This is a genomic window from Streptomyces sp. T39, assembly GCF_008042045.1.
Lineage (GTDB): Bacteria > Actinomycetota > Actinomycetes > Streptomycetales > Streptomycetaceae > Streptomyces.
Genome location: NZ_RDBP01000012.1, coordinates 2,720,131 through 2,735,406, shown reverse-complemented (window position 1 = coordinate 2,735,406; position 15,276 = coordinate 2,720,131). Strand labels below are relative to the sequence as shown.

15 protein-coding genes are annotated in these 15,276 nt (G+C 72.4%); 7 read left to right on the top strand and 8 right to left on the bottom strand.

Features of this window, described 5'->3' with window-relative positions; translation table 11 throughout:
- Positions 1 to 11: 11 nt before the first annotated feature.
- Positions 12 to 1,271, top strand: coding sequence for a serine hydroxymethyltransferase (gene glyA, locus EAO77_RS13475; protein WP_147988234.1), 1,260 nt, complete (start codon positions 12 to 14; stop codon positions 1,269 to 1,271).
- 132 nt (positions 1,272 to 1,403) lie between these two features.
- Positions 1,404 to 2,774: an L-serine ammonia-lyase gene (locus EAO77_RS13470; RefSeq protein ID WP_147988233.1), complete on the top strand. Its 1,371-nt coding sequence runs from the start codon at positions 1,404 to 1,406 to the stop codon at positions 2,772 to 2,774.
- Positions 2,775 to 2,852: 78 nt separating this feature from the next.
- On the opposite strand, the gene EAO77_RS13465 is transcribed toward EAO77_RS13470, so the two are convergent.
- Positions 2,853 to 3,458, bottom strand: a complete 606-nt coding sequence (locus EAO77_RS13465; RefSeq protein ID WP_147989112.1) for a lytic polysaccharide monooxygenase — start codon at positions 3,456 to 3,458, stop codon at positions 2,853 to 2,855.
- A 317-nt stretch (positions 3,459 to 3,775) separates the two neighbouring features.
- On the opposite strand from EAO77_RS13465, the gene EAO77_RS13460 reads away from it, so the two are divergent.
- Positions 3,776 to 4,552, top strand: a complete 777-nt coding sequence (locus tag EAO77_RS13460; protein ID WP_147988232.1) for a calcium-binding protein — start codon at positions 3,776 to 3,778, stop codon at positions 4,550 to 4,552.
- A 71-nt stretch (positions 4,553 to 4,623) separates the two neighbouring features.
- Here the strand turns inward: EAO77_RS13460 and EAO77_RS13455 are convergent, their stop codons facing one another.
- Positions 4,624 to 4,839 carry an EF-hand domain-containing protein gene (locus EAO77_RS13455; protein ID WP_147988231.1) on the bottom strand — a complete coding sequence of 72 codons (216 nt, stop codon included), beginning with the start codon at positions 4,837 to 4,839 and terminating at the stop codon, positions 4,624 to 4,626.
- A gap of 109 nt (positions 4,840 to 4,948) precedes the next feature.
- On the opposite strand from EAO77_RS13455, the gene EAO77_RS13450 reads away from it, so the two are divergent.
- Positions 4,949 to 5,665: a GNAT family N-acetyltransferase gene (locus tag EAO77_RS13450; protein WP_261993991.1), complete on the top strand. Its 717-nt coding sequence runs from the start codon at positions 4,949 to 4,951 to the stop codon at positions 5,663 to 5,665.
- Here EAO77_RS13450 and EAO77_RS13445 read toward each other — a convergent pair.
- From EAO77_RS13445 to EAO77_RS13425, 5 genes are all read right to left on the bottom strand, one after another.
- Positions 5,616 to 6,257, bottom strand: coding sequence for an ADP-ribosyltransferase (locus EAO77_RS13445; protein ID WP_187283204.1), 642 nt, complete (start codon positions 6,255 to 6,257; stop codon positions 5,616 to 5,618). The genes EAO77_RS13450 and EAO77_RS13445 overlap by 50 nt on opposite strands.
- A 429-nt stretch (positions 6,258 to 6,686) precedes the next feature.
- Positions 6,687 to 7,190 (bottom strand): ATP-binding protein, encoded by a 504-nt coding sequence (locus EAO77_RS13440; RefSeq protein WP_147988229.1) that lies wholly within the window; start codon positions 7,188 to 7,190, stop codon positions 6,687 to 6,689.
- A gap of 265 nt (positions 7,191 to 7,455) precedes the next feature.
- Complete coding sequence (locus tag EAO77_RS13435; protein WP_147988228.1) at positions 7,456 to 8,223, bottom strand: enoyl-CoA hydratase/isomerase family protein; 768 nt, start codon at positions 8,221 to 8,223, stop codon at positions 7,456 to 7,458.
- Between the two features lie 82 nt (positions 8,224 to 8,305).
- Positions 8,306 to 9,550, bottom strand: a complete 1,245-nt coding sequence (locus tag EAO77_RS13430) for an Ig-like domain-containing protein (RefSeq protein ID WP_147988227.1) — start codon at positions 9,548 to 9,550, stop codon at positions 8,306 to 8,308.
- A 341-nt stretch (positions 9,551 to 9,891) separates the two neighbouring features.
- Positions 9,892 to 11,118, bottom strand: coding sequence for an Ig-like domain-containing protein (locus EAO77_RS13425; RefSeq protein WP_147988226.1), 1,227 nt, complete (start codon positions 11,116 to 11,118; stop codon positions 9,892 to 9,894).
- 175 nt (positions 11,119 to 11,293) lie between these two features.
- Between EAO77_RS13425 and glgX the strand changes: the two genes are divergently transcribed.
- Positions 11,294 to 13,558 carry a glycogen debranching protein GlgX gene (glgX, locus tag EAO77_RS13420; protein WP_147988225.1) on the top strand — a complete coding sequence of 755 codons (2,265 nt, stop codon included), beginning with the start codon at positions 11,294 to 11,296 and terminating at the stop codon, positions 13,556 to 13,558.
- A 38-nt stretch (positions 13,559 to 13,596) separates the two neighbouring features.
- On the opposite strand, the gene EAO77_RS13415 is transcribed toward glgX, so the two are convergent.
- Complete coding sequence (locus tag EAO77_RS13415) at positions 13,597 to 14,145, bottom strand: hypothetical protein (RefSeq protein WP_147988224.1); 549 nt, start codon at positions 14,143 to 14,145, stop codon at positions 13,597 to 13,599.
- A 124-nt stretch (positions 14,146 to 14,269) separates the two neighbouring features.
- On the opposite strand from EAO77_RS13415, the gene EAO77_RS13410 reads away from it, so the two are divergent.
- The gene (locus EAO77_RS13410; RefSeq protein ID WP_147988223.1) at positions 14,270 to 14,611 is read left to right on the top strand and encodes a PadR family transcriptional regulator; all 342 of its coding nucleotides are present in this window, start codon (positions 14,270 to 14,272) and stop codon (positions 14,609 to 14,611) included.
- Positions 14,608 to 15,270: a permease prefix domain 1-containing protein gene (locus tag EAO77_RS13405; RefSeq protein ID WP_147988222.1), complete on the top strand. Its 663-nt coding sequence runs from the start codon at positions 14,608 to 14,610 to the stop codon at positions 15,268 to 15,270. Before EAO77_RS13410 ends, EAO77_RS13405 begins: the two co-directional genes overlap by 4 nt.
- Positions 15,271 to 15,276 lie beyond the last annotated feature (6 nt).

Here is a 15,276-nt window from a genome sequence, read left to right as displayed (position 1 = left end):
GGATCTTCCCCATGTCGCTCCTGAACACCCCTCTCCATGAGCTGGACCCGGACGTCGCCGCCGCCGTCGACGCCGAGCTCCACCGCCAGCAGTCCACCCTCGAGATGATCGCCTCGGAGAACTTCGCTCCGGTCGCGGTCATGGAGGCGCAGGGCTCCGTCCTCACCAACAAGTACGCCGAGGGCTACCCCGGCCGCCGCTACTACGGCGGCTGCGAGCACGTCGACGTGGTCGAGCAGATCGCGATCGACCGCATCAAGGAGCTCTTCGGCGCCGAGCACGCCAACGTGCAGCCCCACTCGGGCGCGCAGGCCAACGCCGCGGCGATGTTCGCGCTGCTGAAGCCGGGCGACACGATCATGGGCCTGAACCTGGCCCACGGTGGTCACCTGACCCACGGCATGAAGATCAACTTCTCCGGCAAGCTCTACAACGTGGTCGCTTACCACGTCGACGAGCAGACCGGCCAGGTCGACATGGCGGAGGTCGAGAAGCTCGCCAAGGAGTCCAAGCCGAAGCTGATCGTCGCCGGCTGGTCCGCGTACCCGCGGCAGCTGGACTTCGCCGCCTTCCGCCGCATCGCGGACGAGGTCGGCGCGTACCTGATGGTCGACATGGCGCACTTCGCCGGCCTGGTCGCCGCGGGCCTGCACCCGAACCCGGTGCCGCACGCCCACGTCGTGACCACGACCACGCACAAGACCCTCGGCGGTCCGCGCGGCGGTGTGATCCTCTCGACGGCCGAGCTCGCCAAGAAGATCAACTCCGCGGTCTTCCCCGGTCAGCAGGGCGGTCCGCTGGAGCACGTGATCGCGGCCAAGGCGGTCTCCTTCAAGATCGCCGCCTCCGAGGACTTCCGCGAGCGCCAGCAGCGTACGCTGGACGGCGCCCGCATCCTCGCCGAGCGCCTGGTCAAGGACGACGTCACCGCCCACGGCGTCTCCGTCCTGTCCGGCGGCACGGACGTGCACCTGGTCCTGGTGGACCTGCGCAACTCCGAGCTGGACGGCCAGCAGGCCGAGGACCGCCTCCACGAGGTCGGCATCACGGTCAACCGCAACGCGGTCCCGAACGACCCGCGGCCGCCGATGGTCACCTCGGGTCTGCGGATCGGCACGCCGGCGCTGGCCACCCGCGGTTTCCAGGACGAGGACTTCCGCGAGGTCGCCGACATCATCGCCGAGGCGCTGAAGCCGGAGTACGACGCGGCCGCCCTGCGCGCCCGCGTGACGGCCCTGGCCGGCAGGCACCCGCTGTACCCCGGTCTGTAATCCGGACCACGAGCACGGCACAAGGGGCACCGCGCACACTGGACAGTGCGCGCGGTGCCCCGCACCACGTCAGCACGTATTGCCGCACCACCGGCGGACAACGGCGTCTACCACCCCCACAAGGAGTCTCCCGTGGCCATCTCGGTCTTCGACCTGTTCTCGGTCGGCATCGGCCCGTCCAGCTCCCACACGGTCGGCCCGATGCGCGCCGCCCGCATGTTCGCCCGGCGCCTGAAGAACGAGGGTCTGCTGGCACACACCGCCTCCATACGGGCCGAGCTCTTCGGCTCCCTCGGCGCGACGGGCCACGGCCACGGCACCCCGAAGGCGGTGCTGCTGGGCCTGGAGGGGAACTCCCCGCGCACGGTCGACGTCGAGACCGCCGACGAGCAGGTGGAGCGGATCAGGGCCGAGGGGCGCATCAGCCTGCTGGGCGTCCACGAGATCGGCTTCTCCTACGACGACCACCTCGTCCTGCACCGCCGCAAGGCCCTGCCGTACCACGCCAACGGGATGACCGTGGCCGCGTACGGCGCCGACGGGGAGGCGCTGCTGGAGAAGACGTACTACTCGGTCGGCGGCGGCTTCGTCGTCGACGAGGACGCCGTGGCGGGCGAGAACCCGATCGTCCCCGAGGACACCGTGCTGAAGTACCCCTTCCGCACCGGTGACGAGCTGCTGCGGCTGACGCGGGAGACGGGCCTGTCGATCTCCGCGCTGATGCTGGAGAACGAGAAGGCGTGGCGCTCGGAGGCGGAGATCCGCGAGGGCCTGCTGGAGATCTGGCGGGTCATGCAGGCCTGCGTCGCGCGCGGCATGTCGCGCGAGGGCATCCTGCCCGGCGGGCTCAAGGTCCGCCGCCGGGCGGCGACCACCGCCCGCAAGCTCCGCACCGAGGGGGACGCGGCGGCGCTGGCGATGGAGTGGATCACCCTCTACGCGATGGCCGTGAACGAGGAGAACGCGGCGGGCGGCCGCGTGGTGACGGCGCCCACCAACGGGGCGGCCGGCATCATCCCCGCGGTCCTGCACTACTACATGAACTTCGTCCCGGGCGCGGACGAGGAGGGCGTGGTCCGCTTCCTGCTGGCCGCCGGGGCGATCGGCATGCTCTTCAAGGAGAACGCCTCCATCTCCGGCGCCGAGGTCGGCTGCCAGGGCGAGGTCGGCTCGGCCTGCTCGATGGCGGCCGGCGCCCTGGCCGAGGTGCTCGGCGGCTCCCCCGAGCAGGTGGAGAACGCCGCGGAGATCGGCATGGAGCACAACCTCGGCCTGACCTGCGACCCGGTGGGCGGCCTGGTGCAGATCCCCTGCATCGAGCGCAACGGCATGGCCGCCGTCAAGGCGGTCACCGCGGCCCGCATGGCGATGCGCGGCGACGGCAGCCACAAGGTCTCCCTCGACAAGGTCATCAAGACCATGAAGGAGACCGGCGCCGACATGTCCGTCAAGTACAAGGAGACCGCGCGCGGCGGCCTCGCGGTGAACATCATCGAGTGCTGAGGAGCGGCCCCGACAGCGCGCGCGTGTCCCTCGGCGCTGTCGGGGCCCTTCCCGGTGCCGTGTGCGGTGCTCCTCGGCTCAGCCGAAGTTCACGTCGCTGCACCACATGTAGGCCTGGTCGAGGTGCGAGGCCTGCCAGATCACGAACACGATGTGATGTCCGGTGTAGCCGGAGGTCTGGACGGGGAACGTGATGTCCTGCGCCGGGGCGTAGCTGCCGGTCTGCGTGATGAAGTCGAGGTTGCCCCAGCCCAGGGTCTGCGTCCTGGGGTCGTAACCCTGCTTGCTCACGTAGACCTTGAAGTAGTCGGCACCGTGGGACGCCTGGTCGCGCAGGTGGACCGAGAAGTTGTCGCCGACGGTGGTCGTCTTCCACTGACCGGGCTTGTTCAGGCTGTCGTTCCTCGAGAGGTTGTTGCTGCAGAGCGTCCCGTCGGGGGTCCGCGCCTGGAACTGGCCGCCGAGGCCGTCGCGGAGTGCGCTCATCCAGTTCCACATGGTGTCCGCGTTGGCCTGGAAGGCCTGCCAGCACATGGGGTCCTGGGTCTGCATGGCCGGGTTCATGTGATCGCTGCCCCACGTCTTCCAGCACTGGTACGCGCGGCTGGCGGGGCCGACGATGGTGCCGTGAGCCTGGGCGGGGGCCGACCATGTCAGCGCGCCGGCGATGACGGCGAACAGCATGACGAGTGCCTGGAGAGGCCGGTGGAGGGGCGACCGCGAACGGCCGGTCAGGGGAGTCGGTTTGCGCATGGGGGGAACTCCTTCCAGTTGCGAGACTGTCGTGGGAGCGCTCCCAACATCAGGGCTCCCACGCCAAATGTCAATGAAGCAAACAAAGTTGGTGACAAGCGTGGGCGCCGGGCATGACGCTGCGTCAGTCCGCGGTCTTGCGGATCCGGGACGGCAGGGGAGACTGCCTTCACGTCCGCGTCCGTCCGGCCCCGGCAGCACCGCGCCGACCGGATCGGACCACCGTCGTTCCCCCGAGATGAGGTCCCATGAACCGGAACCGAGCCGCCGTCAGCGCGGTCGCCGCGACCCTGTTAGCCGCCGGCCTCGCCGCCGGCCCGGCAGCCGCCGCCCCTGCCACCGCCACCGGGGCGAAGGCCCGCGTCGCAGCCGACTGGACGACCCAGTCGATCGTCTTCACCGCCGCTGCGGGGCAGACCAACGACCTCAGCATATTTTCCATGTACACCAGCGACGGGATCCGGCGGATCGGCTTCCGCGACGTGGTCCCGCTCGAACCGGGCGACCACTGCGCCTACTCCGGAGCCGGGGATCCCACCTCCGTCGTCTGCGAACTGCCCGCCGACAGCCCGCGGCCCGACAGGATCGACGCCTTCCTCGGCGACGGCGACGACACCATCGCCGCCTTCAGCCCCGGGGTCGGCACCGTCAGGGGCGGCCCCGGCGACGACGAACTGCACGCCCACACCGCCCGCACGGTGCTGGGCGACGCGGGGAACGACATGGTCATGGGCCCCGCCGTCCTGCACGGCGGCGACGGCACGGACCACTTGATGGGTGACGACGGCGACCAGCGGATGTGGGGCGGCCGGGGCGACGACATGATCGAGGGCTACGGCGGTGACGACACCGTGTACGCCGGCCCCGGCGACGACCACGCCATGGGCGGGGACGGCCGCGACATCGTCCTCGGCGGCCCCGGCGACGACGCGCTGGACGGCGAAGGAGGCGACGACCTCGTCTGCGGTGGCACCGGAGAGGACGTCCTCGAAGGCAGGGAAGGCCGCGACGTCGTCCTTCCCTGAGCACACCTCCACGACGGCGGACGGCGGCGGCCCCGGCGGATTCTCCGCCGGGGCCGCCGCCGTCCGCACCGTCAGGCCTTGTTCAGGTGGGCCCAGAACTCGTCGAACGACAGGAGCTTGTCCTTGTCGGTGTCGCGTGCGGCGATCACGGCCTCGGCCACGGACTCCGTGACGTTCCAGTCGCCCATCTGGGCCATCGCCGTCTTGTACTCGGCCGCCGTGATGAAGCCGTCGCCGTCCGCGTCGTAACGGTCGAACGCCTTGCGTGCTGCCTCGATGTCCGCCACCGGGTCCACCCCTTCTTGGTGCATAACTGACGGGGCCAGATTATCGGCCCAGGGGCCGATCATGGAGAGCAGGCCGGTACGGCCGGCACCGGAGGCGGGGAGGCATGTGATGGGCGGGGAACTGGCGGCGGTCCTGGACGCGGCGGGGCGGGGGGTCTTCCCGCCGTCCGACGGCGGTGTGACGGTCGTCGGGCAGCCGTCGCCGCGGGACGCGGGAGTGGTGGCGTTCACGGCGCACTCGGTGGTCTTCACCGACGAGGACCCCGACTGGGTGCGCCGGGAGCTGGCGGCGACGGCGGCGGACCCGCTGGCCGCGGCGATGAACCCCGGCTTCCTGTGCGCCCTGATGGCACGGACCGGGCGGGTGACGGACACGATCGACCTGCTCACGGTGGCGGACGCGCTGCCCGGGGAGCCGCCGCTGCCGCTGCGCCAGATCGGGGACCGCGCCCACCCGCGGGTGGTGTCCGCGCTGAAGCGGCGGGACGAGGTCCGCGTGTGGGCGGCCGAGGGCGGGGTCCTGGTGCTGGGACGCGGGCTCGCCGGCCGGTGGGAGGTCGCGGTGGAGGTCGACGAGGAGGCCCGGGGCCGGGGTCTGGGGCCGCTGCTGGCCCGGGCGGCGCGTCATCTGGTGCCGGCGCCCGTGCTCTGGTCGCAGCAGGCGCCGGGGAACGCCCGCAGCGTGCGGGCGTTCCGGACGGCGGGTTTCCGCCCCGTGGGGTCGGAGGTCCTGCTCAGGGCGGGCCGACCGGCCGACGGGCCGGCCGGGCCGGGGTTCAGCCGCGCCAGGGCTCGTAGTGCGGGTTGTCCACGCACTCGGCCATGATCTCCCGCTTGGTCTGCTTGTCGACCGGGCAGACGCCGACGATGAACTCGCGCGCGATGCCGCCGGGGAAGGCGACCTCGACCTGGTCGGCCCACTTGTGGGTGTCGCCGATGGTCCGGTTCACGTCCACGCCGCCGGGGGCGTCGATGTAGTAGTTCCAGGCGCTCTTCCACTGCTTGTACAGGTCGTGGTCGTAGGTGGTGGAGACGAACGGGGACGGCTGGTTGACCAGGACGTACTTCTCGATGTCGTACTGGCCGTCGAGCGGCGCCTTGGGATGGAAGCCCTGCTCGAAGACGATCTCCGGGCCTCGGCCGTCCGCACGGTAGAGCTGGCCGCAGGTGCTGCGGTAGGCCGGCTCGGGGGTGATCCGCTCGACGTCCACGCGCCGGTCGGCGGCCGCGTGGAGGCGGTCGGTGACGACGGGGCACGCGGCGGCGGCCGCGGCCGAGGGGGCGGCCGCGGCCGAGGGGGCGGCCGCGGCGGGCGCGGGTGCCGCGCCCGGCGAGGCGGAGGCGGCGGCGGGGGCGAGCAGCGCGGAGAGGGACAGCACGAGGACGGCGGCCCGGCGCCGCAGAAGCGAGGTGATCATGAAGATCACCCTTGCGCGAGCGCGGCGGTGCGCCCCGCAACGTCACCCGGGAGCGGGCGATTCGCGCCCGCGGTTGACGCCACCGGGCTCTGGCGCCATGAGAAACGCATGAAGGTTCATTAAAGATTCACCCGACTATCGCCATAGTTATGCATGGATTGCCAGGCCAGTGGCCCATTGCACCTAAGATTCACTTGGCTAATATGGCGATTGTGACCCTTTGTCCCGTTAAGGACTTTTGGAGGTACGGAGTCCGTATGCCATAGTCGATGACACGACCCCCATTGACCCGGGCCAGGTCGTCGACAGCCGCCGTGGATACACCCCCCCGTCCACGGCGCTCCCCACAGAAGCCCCCATCGCGCCTCCACCCCGGCGCCCGGGGGCTTCTGTGCATCGGGGCACCCCGGGACGGCGGGCGGTCGAGGGTCAGCGGTCGGCCGTGCGCATCTCGAACCAGGTGGTCTTGCCGCGCGGCAGCAGGTCGACGCCCCACCGGTCGGAGAGCGTGTCGACGAGGAAGAGCCCCCGGCCGCTGACGTCCATCTCCTGCACCGGCATCAGACAGGGCAGCCCGCGGGACGGGTCGCGCACCTCGACCCGGATCCAGCCGCGGCGGCGCACCATGCGCAGCCCGAAGACCCGGGCACCGGTGTGACGGACCGCGTTGCCCACCAGTTCGGAGACGAGCAGGACGGCGTGTTCGCACGTCGGGGCGGGCAGCGCCCACTGCCGCAGCACCACGCACTGGGTGAGCCGTCGCGCGACACCCGCCGACTCGGGGCGGGACGGCAGCAGTACCTCACCCTCCGTCGGATTGCCGTACAACTCCAGCGCTTTGAGCGCCTGTTCGTCGTCCACGGCCGGAATCCACCGAGCGGCGGTCGCGCCTGCGCGCTGCCGCGGTGGTCCCGCACCCTCCAGGCCCGCCATGCCTCCATGATGGCCGCAAAGACGGACCGCCGTGGGCGATCCGGCGGAATAGAGCCCCTGGAATGCCTCATTCCGGGAGGGTCGTGAGGCATATGCCAATGGCCGCATTCTGGCACCGACACCCCGTCCGACCTGGAGTGGCGTACCGCCGCCGACCCCTTGGACGGCGCTCGCGCCGCCGCGGGACGCACCCACCCCGACGGGTCACGCCGCCGGCACGCACGCGATTGACGCGCGCGTGTCGGCGGCGCCGACTCCGCGCATCTCAGACGAACTTGGCCTTCCCCGGGCCCTCCTCCACGAAGCTGCGCATGCCGCGCTCGCGGTCCTCCGTGGCGAACAGGCCCGCGAACCAGTTCCGTTCGATCGCGAGTCCGGTCTCGATGTCGGTCTCCAGACCCGCGTCCACCGACTCCTTCGCGGCCCGCAGCGCCAGCGCGGGGCCCTTGGCCAGCTTCCCGGCCCACGCGCGCGCCTGCTCGTAGACCTCGGCGGCGGGCACGACGCGGTCGGCGAGCCCCAGCGCCAGCGCCTCGTCCGCCGTGACCATCCGGCCCGTGAAGATCAGGTCCTTGGCGCGCGAGGGGCCGATCAGCCGGGAGAGGCGCTGGGTGCCGCCGGCGCCCGGGATGAGGCCGAGGAGGATCTCCGGCTGACCCAGCTTCGCGTCCTCGGCGACGATCCGGTAGTCGGCGCAGAGCGCGAGCTCGCAGCCGCCGCCGAGCGCATATCCGGTCACGGCGGCCACCACGGGCTTCGGGATGCGGGCGACGGCGGTGAAGGACTCCTGGAGACCGCGGGAGCGCACGACCATCGCCGTGTGGTCCATGTTCTGCATCTCCTTGATGTCCGCGCCCGCCGCGAACACCTTCTCGCCGCCGTAGAGGATCACGGCCCGCACGTCGTCGCGCCGGGTCGCCTCCTCGGCGAGTTCGCGGAGGCGGTCCTGGACGGCGATGTCCAGGGCGTTCATCGGGGGCCGGTCCAGGCGGATGGTGCCGACGCCTTCGGAGACTTCGAGGGAAACAGTCATGGCCCGAGGTTAGCTGTCGTTAACGACGCGGGGCCCGGTGCCGTTGCTCACAGCACCGGGCCCCGCCTCCGGGGTGCGCGGACTACGCGGTCCACTCCGCCCAGGACATGTTCCAGCCGTTCAGCCCGTTGTCGGGGGCGATCTGCTTGTCCTTGGAGTTCTTCACGATCACCACGTCGCCGATGATGGAGTTGTCGAAGAACCACGCCGAGGGCATGCCCTTGTCGTAGCCGCCGCGCACGTCCCGCAGGCCGATGCAGCCGTGGCTGACGTTCGCCGAGCCGAAGGTCCCGGCGGAGGCCCAGTAGTTGCCGTGCACGAAGGTGCCCGAGGTGGACAGCCGCATCGCGTGCGGCACGTCCTTGATGTCGTACTCGCCGCCGAAGCCGACGGTGGCGCCGTTCATCCGGGTCACCTTGTACTTCTCGCTGATGACCATCTGACCGTTGTACGTGGTGGTCGACGGGGCGCCCGCGGTGATCGGGACGTTCTTGATCTCCTTGCCGTCCCGCACCACGCTCATGGTGTGGGCGCTCGCGTCCACGGTGGAGACCTGGGACCGGCCGATGGTGAACGTGAAGGTCTTGGCCTGCTTGCCGTACACACCCGGGCGGCCCTCGACGCCGTCGAGGTTGAGCTTCACGGTCACCTTGGTGCCCGCGGCCCAGTACTTCTCCGGACGGAAGTCGAGACGGTCGTTGCCGAACCAGTGGCCCTCGACCGGCACGCTCGGCTCGGCCGTGACCTCGATGGCCTTCTCGACGTCCTCGGGGTTGGTGATCCCGCGGGTGAAGTTGATCGAGACCGGCATGCCGACACCGACGGTCGAGCCGTTCTCCGGCGTGTAGTGGCCGATGAAGGTGTTCTGCGGGACCAGCGTGGTGAACGTGGTGTCCTTCGCGGACTCACGGCCGTCGGCGTCCTTCGCCACCGCGTGGACCTTGTACTTGGTGGAGCCCGCCAGGTGGTGCAGCGGCTCCCAGCTCGCGCCGTCGGCGGATATCTTCCCCTCGACCGCGGTGCCCTTGTCGTCCTGCACCGTGACCGTGGTCAGCTTGCCCTTCTTCGCGGTCACCTTCAGCGCACCGGTCGTCGCGACCGCGTCGGCGCCGTCCTTCGGCGCGATGTCCACCACCGCCTGGGAGGCGGCGTTCTCCACCGCGCCCCCGCCGCCCTTGCCGTCGGACCGCGCGCCGTCCTTGGCGTCGTCCCCGCCCCCACAGGCCGTCAGCACCAGCAGCGCCCCCAGCGCCAGCGCGGACAGCCTGGCGCCCCCGCGCCTGCGTCCGGCCCGAACCGATGCCCCCGAAATCGGCTGCCCGTTCACCGTTGTCGTCTCCCCTCGCACGGCCTGGCAACGCCACGGCCCGCACCCCCGCGCGCCTCACGCACGCACAGGGATCAGAAAATCACACCGCACGTCATGAGAAGTCCCCTCGGATGTCACCGTTCCGTCCCAACTTCTCCGCCGGGACGGACGGTGAAACCGCTGATGAGGGTGGTGGCGGCGCGGGCCGGAGCCCGTAGGCGCCCGCCCCCGGGGAGCGGGGCGGAAGGAGTGCGTGCCCGCGCCCGGGGAGCGGGGCGGAAGCGTGTGCGCACGCCTCCGGGGAGCGGGGCGGAAGCGTCTGCGCCCGCCTCCCGGTGCCCCGGGAGGCGGGGGACGGGTCAGCCCAGCGCCGAACCCGCCTTCCAGCTCCGCCAGTCGAGGTTCCAGCCGCCCAGACCGTTGTCCGGCGCGACCGTCCGGTCCTTGGAGTTGACCACCTCGACGACATCGCCGACGAGGGTCCGGTCGAAGAACCAGCCGGCCGGGGACTCGCTGCTGCCGCCCTTGTCGTCCCGCAGCCCGACACAGCCGTGGGAGACGTTGTCGCTGCCGAAGGTCTGCGGGTCCGCCCAGTAGTTGCCGTGCAGGAAGGTGCCCGACGTGGTCAGCCGGATCGCGTGCGGGACGTCCTTGATGTCGTACTCGCCCCGGCCGTCCTTCGTGGTGAAACCGACCGTCGCGCCGTTCATCCTGGTCACGTCGTACATCTCGGTGACCACCATCTTCCCGTTGTACGTGGTGGTCTTCGGGGCACCGGCGGTGATGGGGACCGTCGCCAGCAGCGCGCCGTCGCGCACCACCCGCATGGTGTGCGCCTCGGCGTCGACGGTGGACACCTGCGAGCGGCCGATCGTGAACGTGATCTTCTTCTGCTGGATGCCGAAGGACCCGGGCGCCGCCGCCACGTCCCGCAGCCGCATGTCGACCGTCACCCGGGTGCCCGGCTTCCAGTAGGCGCGGGGCCGGAAGTCCAGCCGTTCGGCGCCGAACCAGTGGCCGGCGACCTCCACCGGCGGATCGGAGGTCACCCGGATCGCCCGTTCGACGGCCGCCCGGTTCTCGATCGCCCGGTTGAAGGAGAAGGAGACGATCATGCCGGTGCCGACGGTCGAACGGTTCTCCGGCTTGAAGTAGCCGATGAAGCGGCGCTCGGGGACGGCGGTGGTGAACGTCGTGTGCCGGGCGGTGCGGCGGCCCTGCCCGTCGAGCGCGACCACGTCGACGCTGTACTTGGCCGCGAGCCCCAGCCGGGTCCCTTCCTCCGGCGCCCAGCGCAGCCCGTCGCCGGAGATGCGGCCCGGCACCTCGGCGCTCCCCGCCGCCTCGACCCGGGTCACCTCCACCCGTTCCAGCCGGCCGCCGGTCAGCCGGACGGCGAGGGGCCCGTCCGGGCCGACGTCCTTCGCGCCGTCCCGCGGCGTCACCTGGATGGTCTCCTCGGGCGAGCGCGCCTTCCCCTCGCCGCCGGTCCCCGCCCCGGTGCACGCGGCAAGCCCCGCGATCAGCCCTGCCCCTGCCAGTGCGAGCCCCGCCCGCCGCCCTGCCCGCTTCAGTCCATGTCTCACACAGGCCCAACGACGGGCCCCCTCCCCGGGCAACGTGGGGGCGCGATGTTGGGACGGGGGCCGCGCGGGAAGAAATGACGGGAGGAGAGACGAGGGGCGAACGGCCGGGACGCCGTCCGCCCCCGTCCGTGCCCCGCCATCGGGCCGGGGGCGACGAGCCGCGGGAGGCCGACAGGTGTCGAGCGCAGCCGAGCAGGAGACGGTGGACGAAGGGGTGCGCGACGCCCTCGCGGGGGCGGCCGCGCCGCGGGGGCGCCCGGCGGGCGCCCCGGCACGGCCGGTGTGGCCGGGCGCCCCGACGCCCCTGGGCGCCCGGTACCGGGTGGGCCCGGACGGGGTCGCCGGGACCAACTTCGCGCTGTGGGCGGGCYGGGCGGKGGGGGTGGAGCTGTGCCTCTTCGACGGCCCCGGGCCCTCGGCGGCCGAGACCCGGATGCCGCTGACCGAACTGACGCACGGGATCTGGCACGGCTTCGTGCCCGGCATCGGCCCCGGACAGCGCTACGGGTTCCGGGTGCAGGGCCGGTGGGACCCGTGGACGGGCGCCCGCTGGAATCCGGCCAAGCTCCTTCTCGACCCGTACGCCCGCGCGGTCGACGGCGACTTCACGCTGCCGCCGCAGGTGTACGGGCACGTCCGGGACTGGCCGGAGCAGCATGTCGCCGACACCGTCCGCGACGACCGGGACTCGGCGCCGTACGTGCCGAAGGCCGTCGTGGTGCACGACGACGCGGGCGGCCAGGACGAGTGGATGGACGACCGCAGGCCCAAGACGCCGTGGGCCGACTCGGTCATCTACGAGGTGCACGTGCGCGGTTTCACCCGGCTGCACCCCGGCATCCCGGAGGAGCTGCGCGGGACCTACGCCGGGCTGGCCCACCCCGCGGCGATCGAGCACCTCACCGCGCTCGGGGTGACGGCCGTCGAGCTGCTGCCCGTGCACCAGTTCGCGCACGAGGACCATCTGCTGCGCCGGGACCTGGTCAACTACTGGGGCTACAACTCCATCGGCTACTTCGCCCCGCACGCGGGCTACGCGGCGTCGGGCACGGCGGGGCAGCAGGTGGGCGAGTTCAAGCGGATGGTGCGGGCGCTGCACGAGGCCGGGATCGAGGTCATCCTCGACGTGGTCTACAACCACACCGCCGAGGCGGGCGAGCTCGGCCCCACGCTGTCGCTGAAGGGCGTCGACAACCGCGGCTACTACCGGCTCCAGCAGGACGCCCGCCGGTACGCCGACTACACCGGCTGCGGCAACACCCTGCACGTGGTGCAGCCCCATGTGCTGCGGCTGATCACCGACTCGCTGCGGTACTGGGTCACGGAGATGGGCGTCGACGGCTTCCGCTTCGATCTGGCGGCCGCCCTCGCCCGCTCGATGCACGACGTGGACATGCTGTCCCCGTTCCTCGCCGTGATCGCCCAGGACCCGGTGCTGCGCCGGGTGAAGCTGATCGCCGAGCCGTGGGACGTGGGCAACGGCGGCTACCAGGTGGGGGCGTTCCCGCCGCTGTGGACCGAGTGGAACGACCGCTACCGCGACGCCGTCCGCGACTTCTGGCGCGGGGCGCTCCCCGATGTGCGGGACCTCGGCTACCGGCTGTCGGGCTCGAGCGACCTGTACGCGTGGGGCGGCAGGCGGCCGCACGCGTCGATCAACTTCGTCACCGCCCACGACGGCTTCACCCTGCGCGACCTCGTGAGCTACGACCACAAGCACAACGAGGCGAACGGCGAGGGCAACCGCGACGGCACGAACGACAACCGGTCGTGGAACTGCGGCGCCGAGGGCGAGACCGACGATCCCGCGGTCAACGCGCTGCGCCGGCGCCAGATGCGCAACCTGCTCACCACCCTGCTGCTGTCCACCGGTGTGCCGATGCTGGTCGCGGGCGACGAGATGGGGCGCACGCAGGGCGGCAGCAACAACGCCTACTGCCAGGACAACGAGATCAGCTGGCTGGACTGGTCGCTGCCGGACGGGGAGCCGGGCCGGGGGCTGCTGGCCCTGACCCGACGGCTGCTCGCCCTGCGCCACGCCCATCCGGTGCTGCGGAGGAGGGCCTTCTTCTCGGGCCGCCCGCAGGCCCCGGACGGGCTGCGGGACCTGGCCTGGTTCACCGTGGAGGGCGCGGAGATGACCGAGGCCGACTGGTACGCCCGGTCGGCGACGCTGGCGCTGTTCCTCTCCGGCCGCGACATCCCGGGCCGGGACGCGCGGGGTGAGCAGGTCACCGACGACAGCTTCCTGACGGTGCTGCACGCCGGTGCCGAGCCGGTGGACTTCCGGTTGCCCGGACCGCCGTGGGCCGCGTCGTACGAGCTGGTGGTGGACACCGCGCGGGAGGAGCAGACCGAGGCGCCGGGCACGGTGCACGAGGGCGGAGCGGTGCTCACGGTCCCGGCGCGGTCGGTGCTGCTGCTGCGGGTGCGCGGCTGAGGGCACCCTCGCGGGCCCCGGCACCGTGGCCCGTCGCGTCATGCGCTCGTCGTCGACCCCGGGCGGGCGATCATCAGCACCACGACGACCGCCCACAGCAGGTTGAAGACGCCGGTGAGCATGGCGAGCCGGGCGGCGGCGGCGCGTGTGCGGGTGGCCGTCGTGGCGGGCGCGGCGCCGGGGGCGACCGCAGCGCCGGGGGTATCCGTGGCGGGCGCGCCGGCCGTCGCAAGCAGTCGTTCCTGGCCGGGCAGGATCAGCGCGCCGAGGACGACGGCCGCGGCCGTCGTCAGCACGAGCGAGACGACCAGCCACGGGTCGGTGAGCACGCCGAGCTGCGCGCCGGTGGCGATGCCGAGGACGGGGACGCTCACGCCGACCACCGCGTAGACGCGGCAGATGCGGTGGAGGAAGGCGGCCGTGATCCAGCCGCCGAGCGGCGGCGGTCCGCCGTCCGGGCCGTGGCCCGCCGCCGTGTCGCCGCCGGTCTCCTTGACCGCGCGGGGGAACAGCGAGGCGGCGACGGCGACCGGGCCGATCGCCAGGATCGCCGCCAGGACATGCAGGGACAGCAGGAACGTGGTCACCGCGGACGCCTCCAGGGACGGACTGTGCGGAGGTGGGGCAGCCGCCGTGCGGGCGGCCTCTCCTTTATATGTTGGCTGCCAATACATAGCACGCCAAGGCAATGAATGGGTAGGCTGCCTACCTATGAGAGGGGATCCCGTCCGCGGTCATCTCGACAGCCTGCTGCTCGCCGCCCTGGAGTCCGGGCCGAAGCACGGCTACGCGATCATCACGGCCGTCCAAGAACGCAGCGGCGGCGCGCTGGAGCTGCGCACCGGCACGACCTACCCGGCGCTCAACCGCCTGGAGCGGGCGGGGCTGCTCGCCAGCAGCTGGGAGTCCGTCGGGGAGCGGCGCCGCCGGTGCTACGAGCTGACCGACGCGGGACGCGCCGCGCTGGCCGAGGAACGCGCCTCCTGGCGGGAGTTCACCGCGGCGATCGGCTCCGTGCTGGACCCGCGCCCGCTGCCCGGGGCCGCGACGTGAGCGGCCCGCCGCGGCCGGACGAGGCGACCCGGGTGGTCGACGGCCATGTCGCCGCCCTCGCCGAAGGGCTCCACGGCCCGGCACGCGTCCGCGCCCGCCTGCTGCGCGAGGCGCACGACGGGCTCACCGACGCCGTGGCCGACCTCGTGGAACAGGGTGTGCCGGCGGGCCGTGCGGCCGAATGCGCCGTGCGGGACTTCGGCGGCGCCGACGAGGTGCGGCCGGCGTTCCAGGCCGAACTCGGCCTCGCCCAGGCGCGGCAGACCGCGCGGCTGCTCGCGTGCGTGCTGCCCGCCCTGATCGCCTGCTGGTACCTGGCCGCCGCGTTCGCCCCCGCGCCGGGAGGCCCGGCCGTGCTCCTCGCGGGGCTGCTGGGGGCGGTCGCCGCGGCGGGCACGCTGCTCGCCGTGGGGGCCGCTGCCATGACCGGCGCCCTGGGCCGGCTGGTCCCGGCTCCGGCCCGGCTGCCGGAGACCGTCGCCCGGACGGCGACCTGCATGAGCGTCGCCCTCGCGGTGGGGGCGCTGTCGCTCACGGCGGTCTGGGCCGCGGCGGGCGAGTGGGCGGCCGCGGCCGCCGCGGGGGCACTGACGCTGGCCTCCCACGTCCGCGTCGGTTCCGCCGCCCGCGCGTGCCGGCGCTGCCTCGGGGGCGGGTGACCGGGG

Bases quoted from the DNA above. Each gene is read 5' to 3' on its own strand.
- EAO77_RS13445 (WP_187283204.1), bottom strand. From the start codon at position 6,257: ATGATCACCTCGCTTCTGCGGCGCCGGGCCGCCGTCCTCGTGCTGTCC.
- EAO77_RS13410 (WP_147988223.1), top strand. From the start codon at position 14,270: ATGAGAGGGGATCCCGTCCGCGGTCATCTCGACAGCCTGCTGCTCGCC.
- EAO77_RS13460 (WP_147988232.1), top strand. From the start codon at position 3,776: ATGAACCGGAACCGAGCCGCCGTCAGCGCGGTCGCCGCGACCCTGTTA.
- EAO77_RS13435 (WP_147988228.1), bottom strand. From the start codon at position 8,223: ATGACTGTTTCCCTCGAAGTCTCCGAAGGCGTCGGCACCATCCGCCTG.
- EAO77_RS13440 (WP_147988229.1), bottom strand. From the start codon at position 7,190: ATGGCGGGCCTGGAGGGTGCGGGACCACCGCGGCAGCGCGCAGGCGCG.
- EAO77_RS13465 (WP_147989112.1), bottom strand. From the start codon at position 3,458: ATGCTGTTCGCCGTCATCGCCGGCGCGCTGACATGGTCGGCCCCCGCC.
- EAO77_RS13450 (WP_261993991.1), top strand. From the start codon at position 4,949: ATGGGCGGGGAACTGGCGGCGGTCCTGGACGCGGCGGGGCGGGGGGTC.
- glyA (WP_147988234.1), top strand. From the start codon at position 12: ATGTCGCTCCTGAACACCCCTCTCCATGAGCTGGACCCGGACGTCGCC.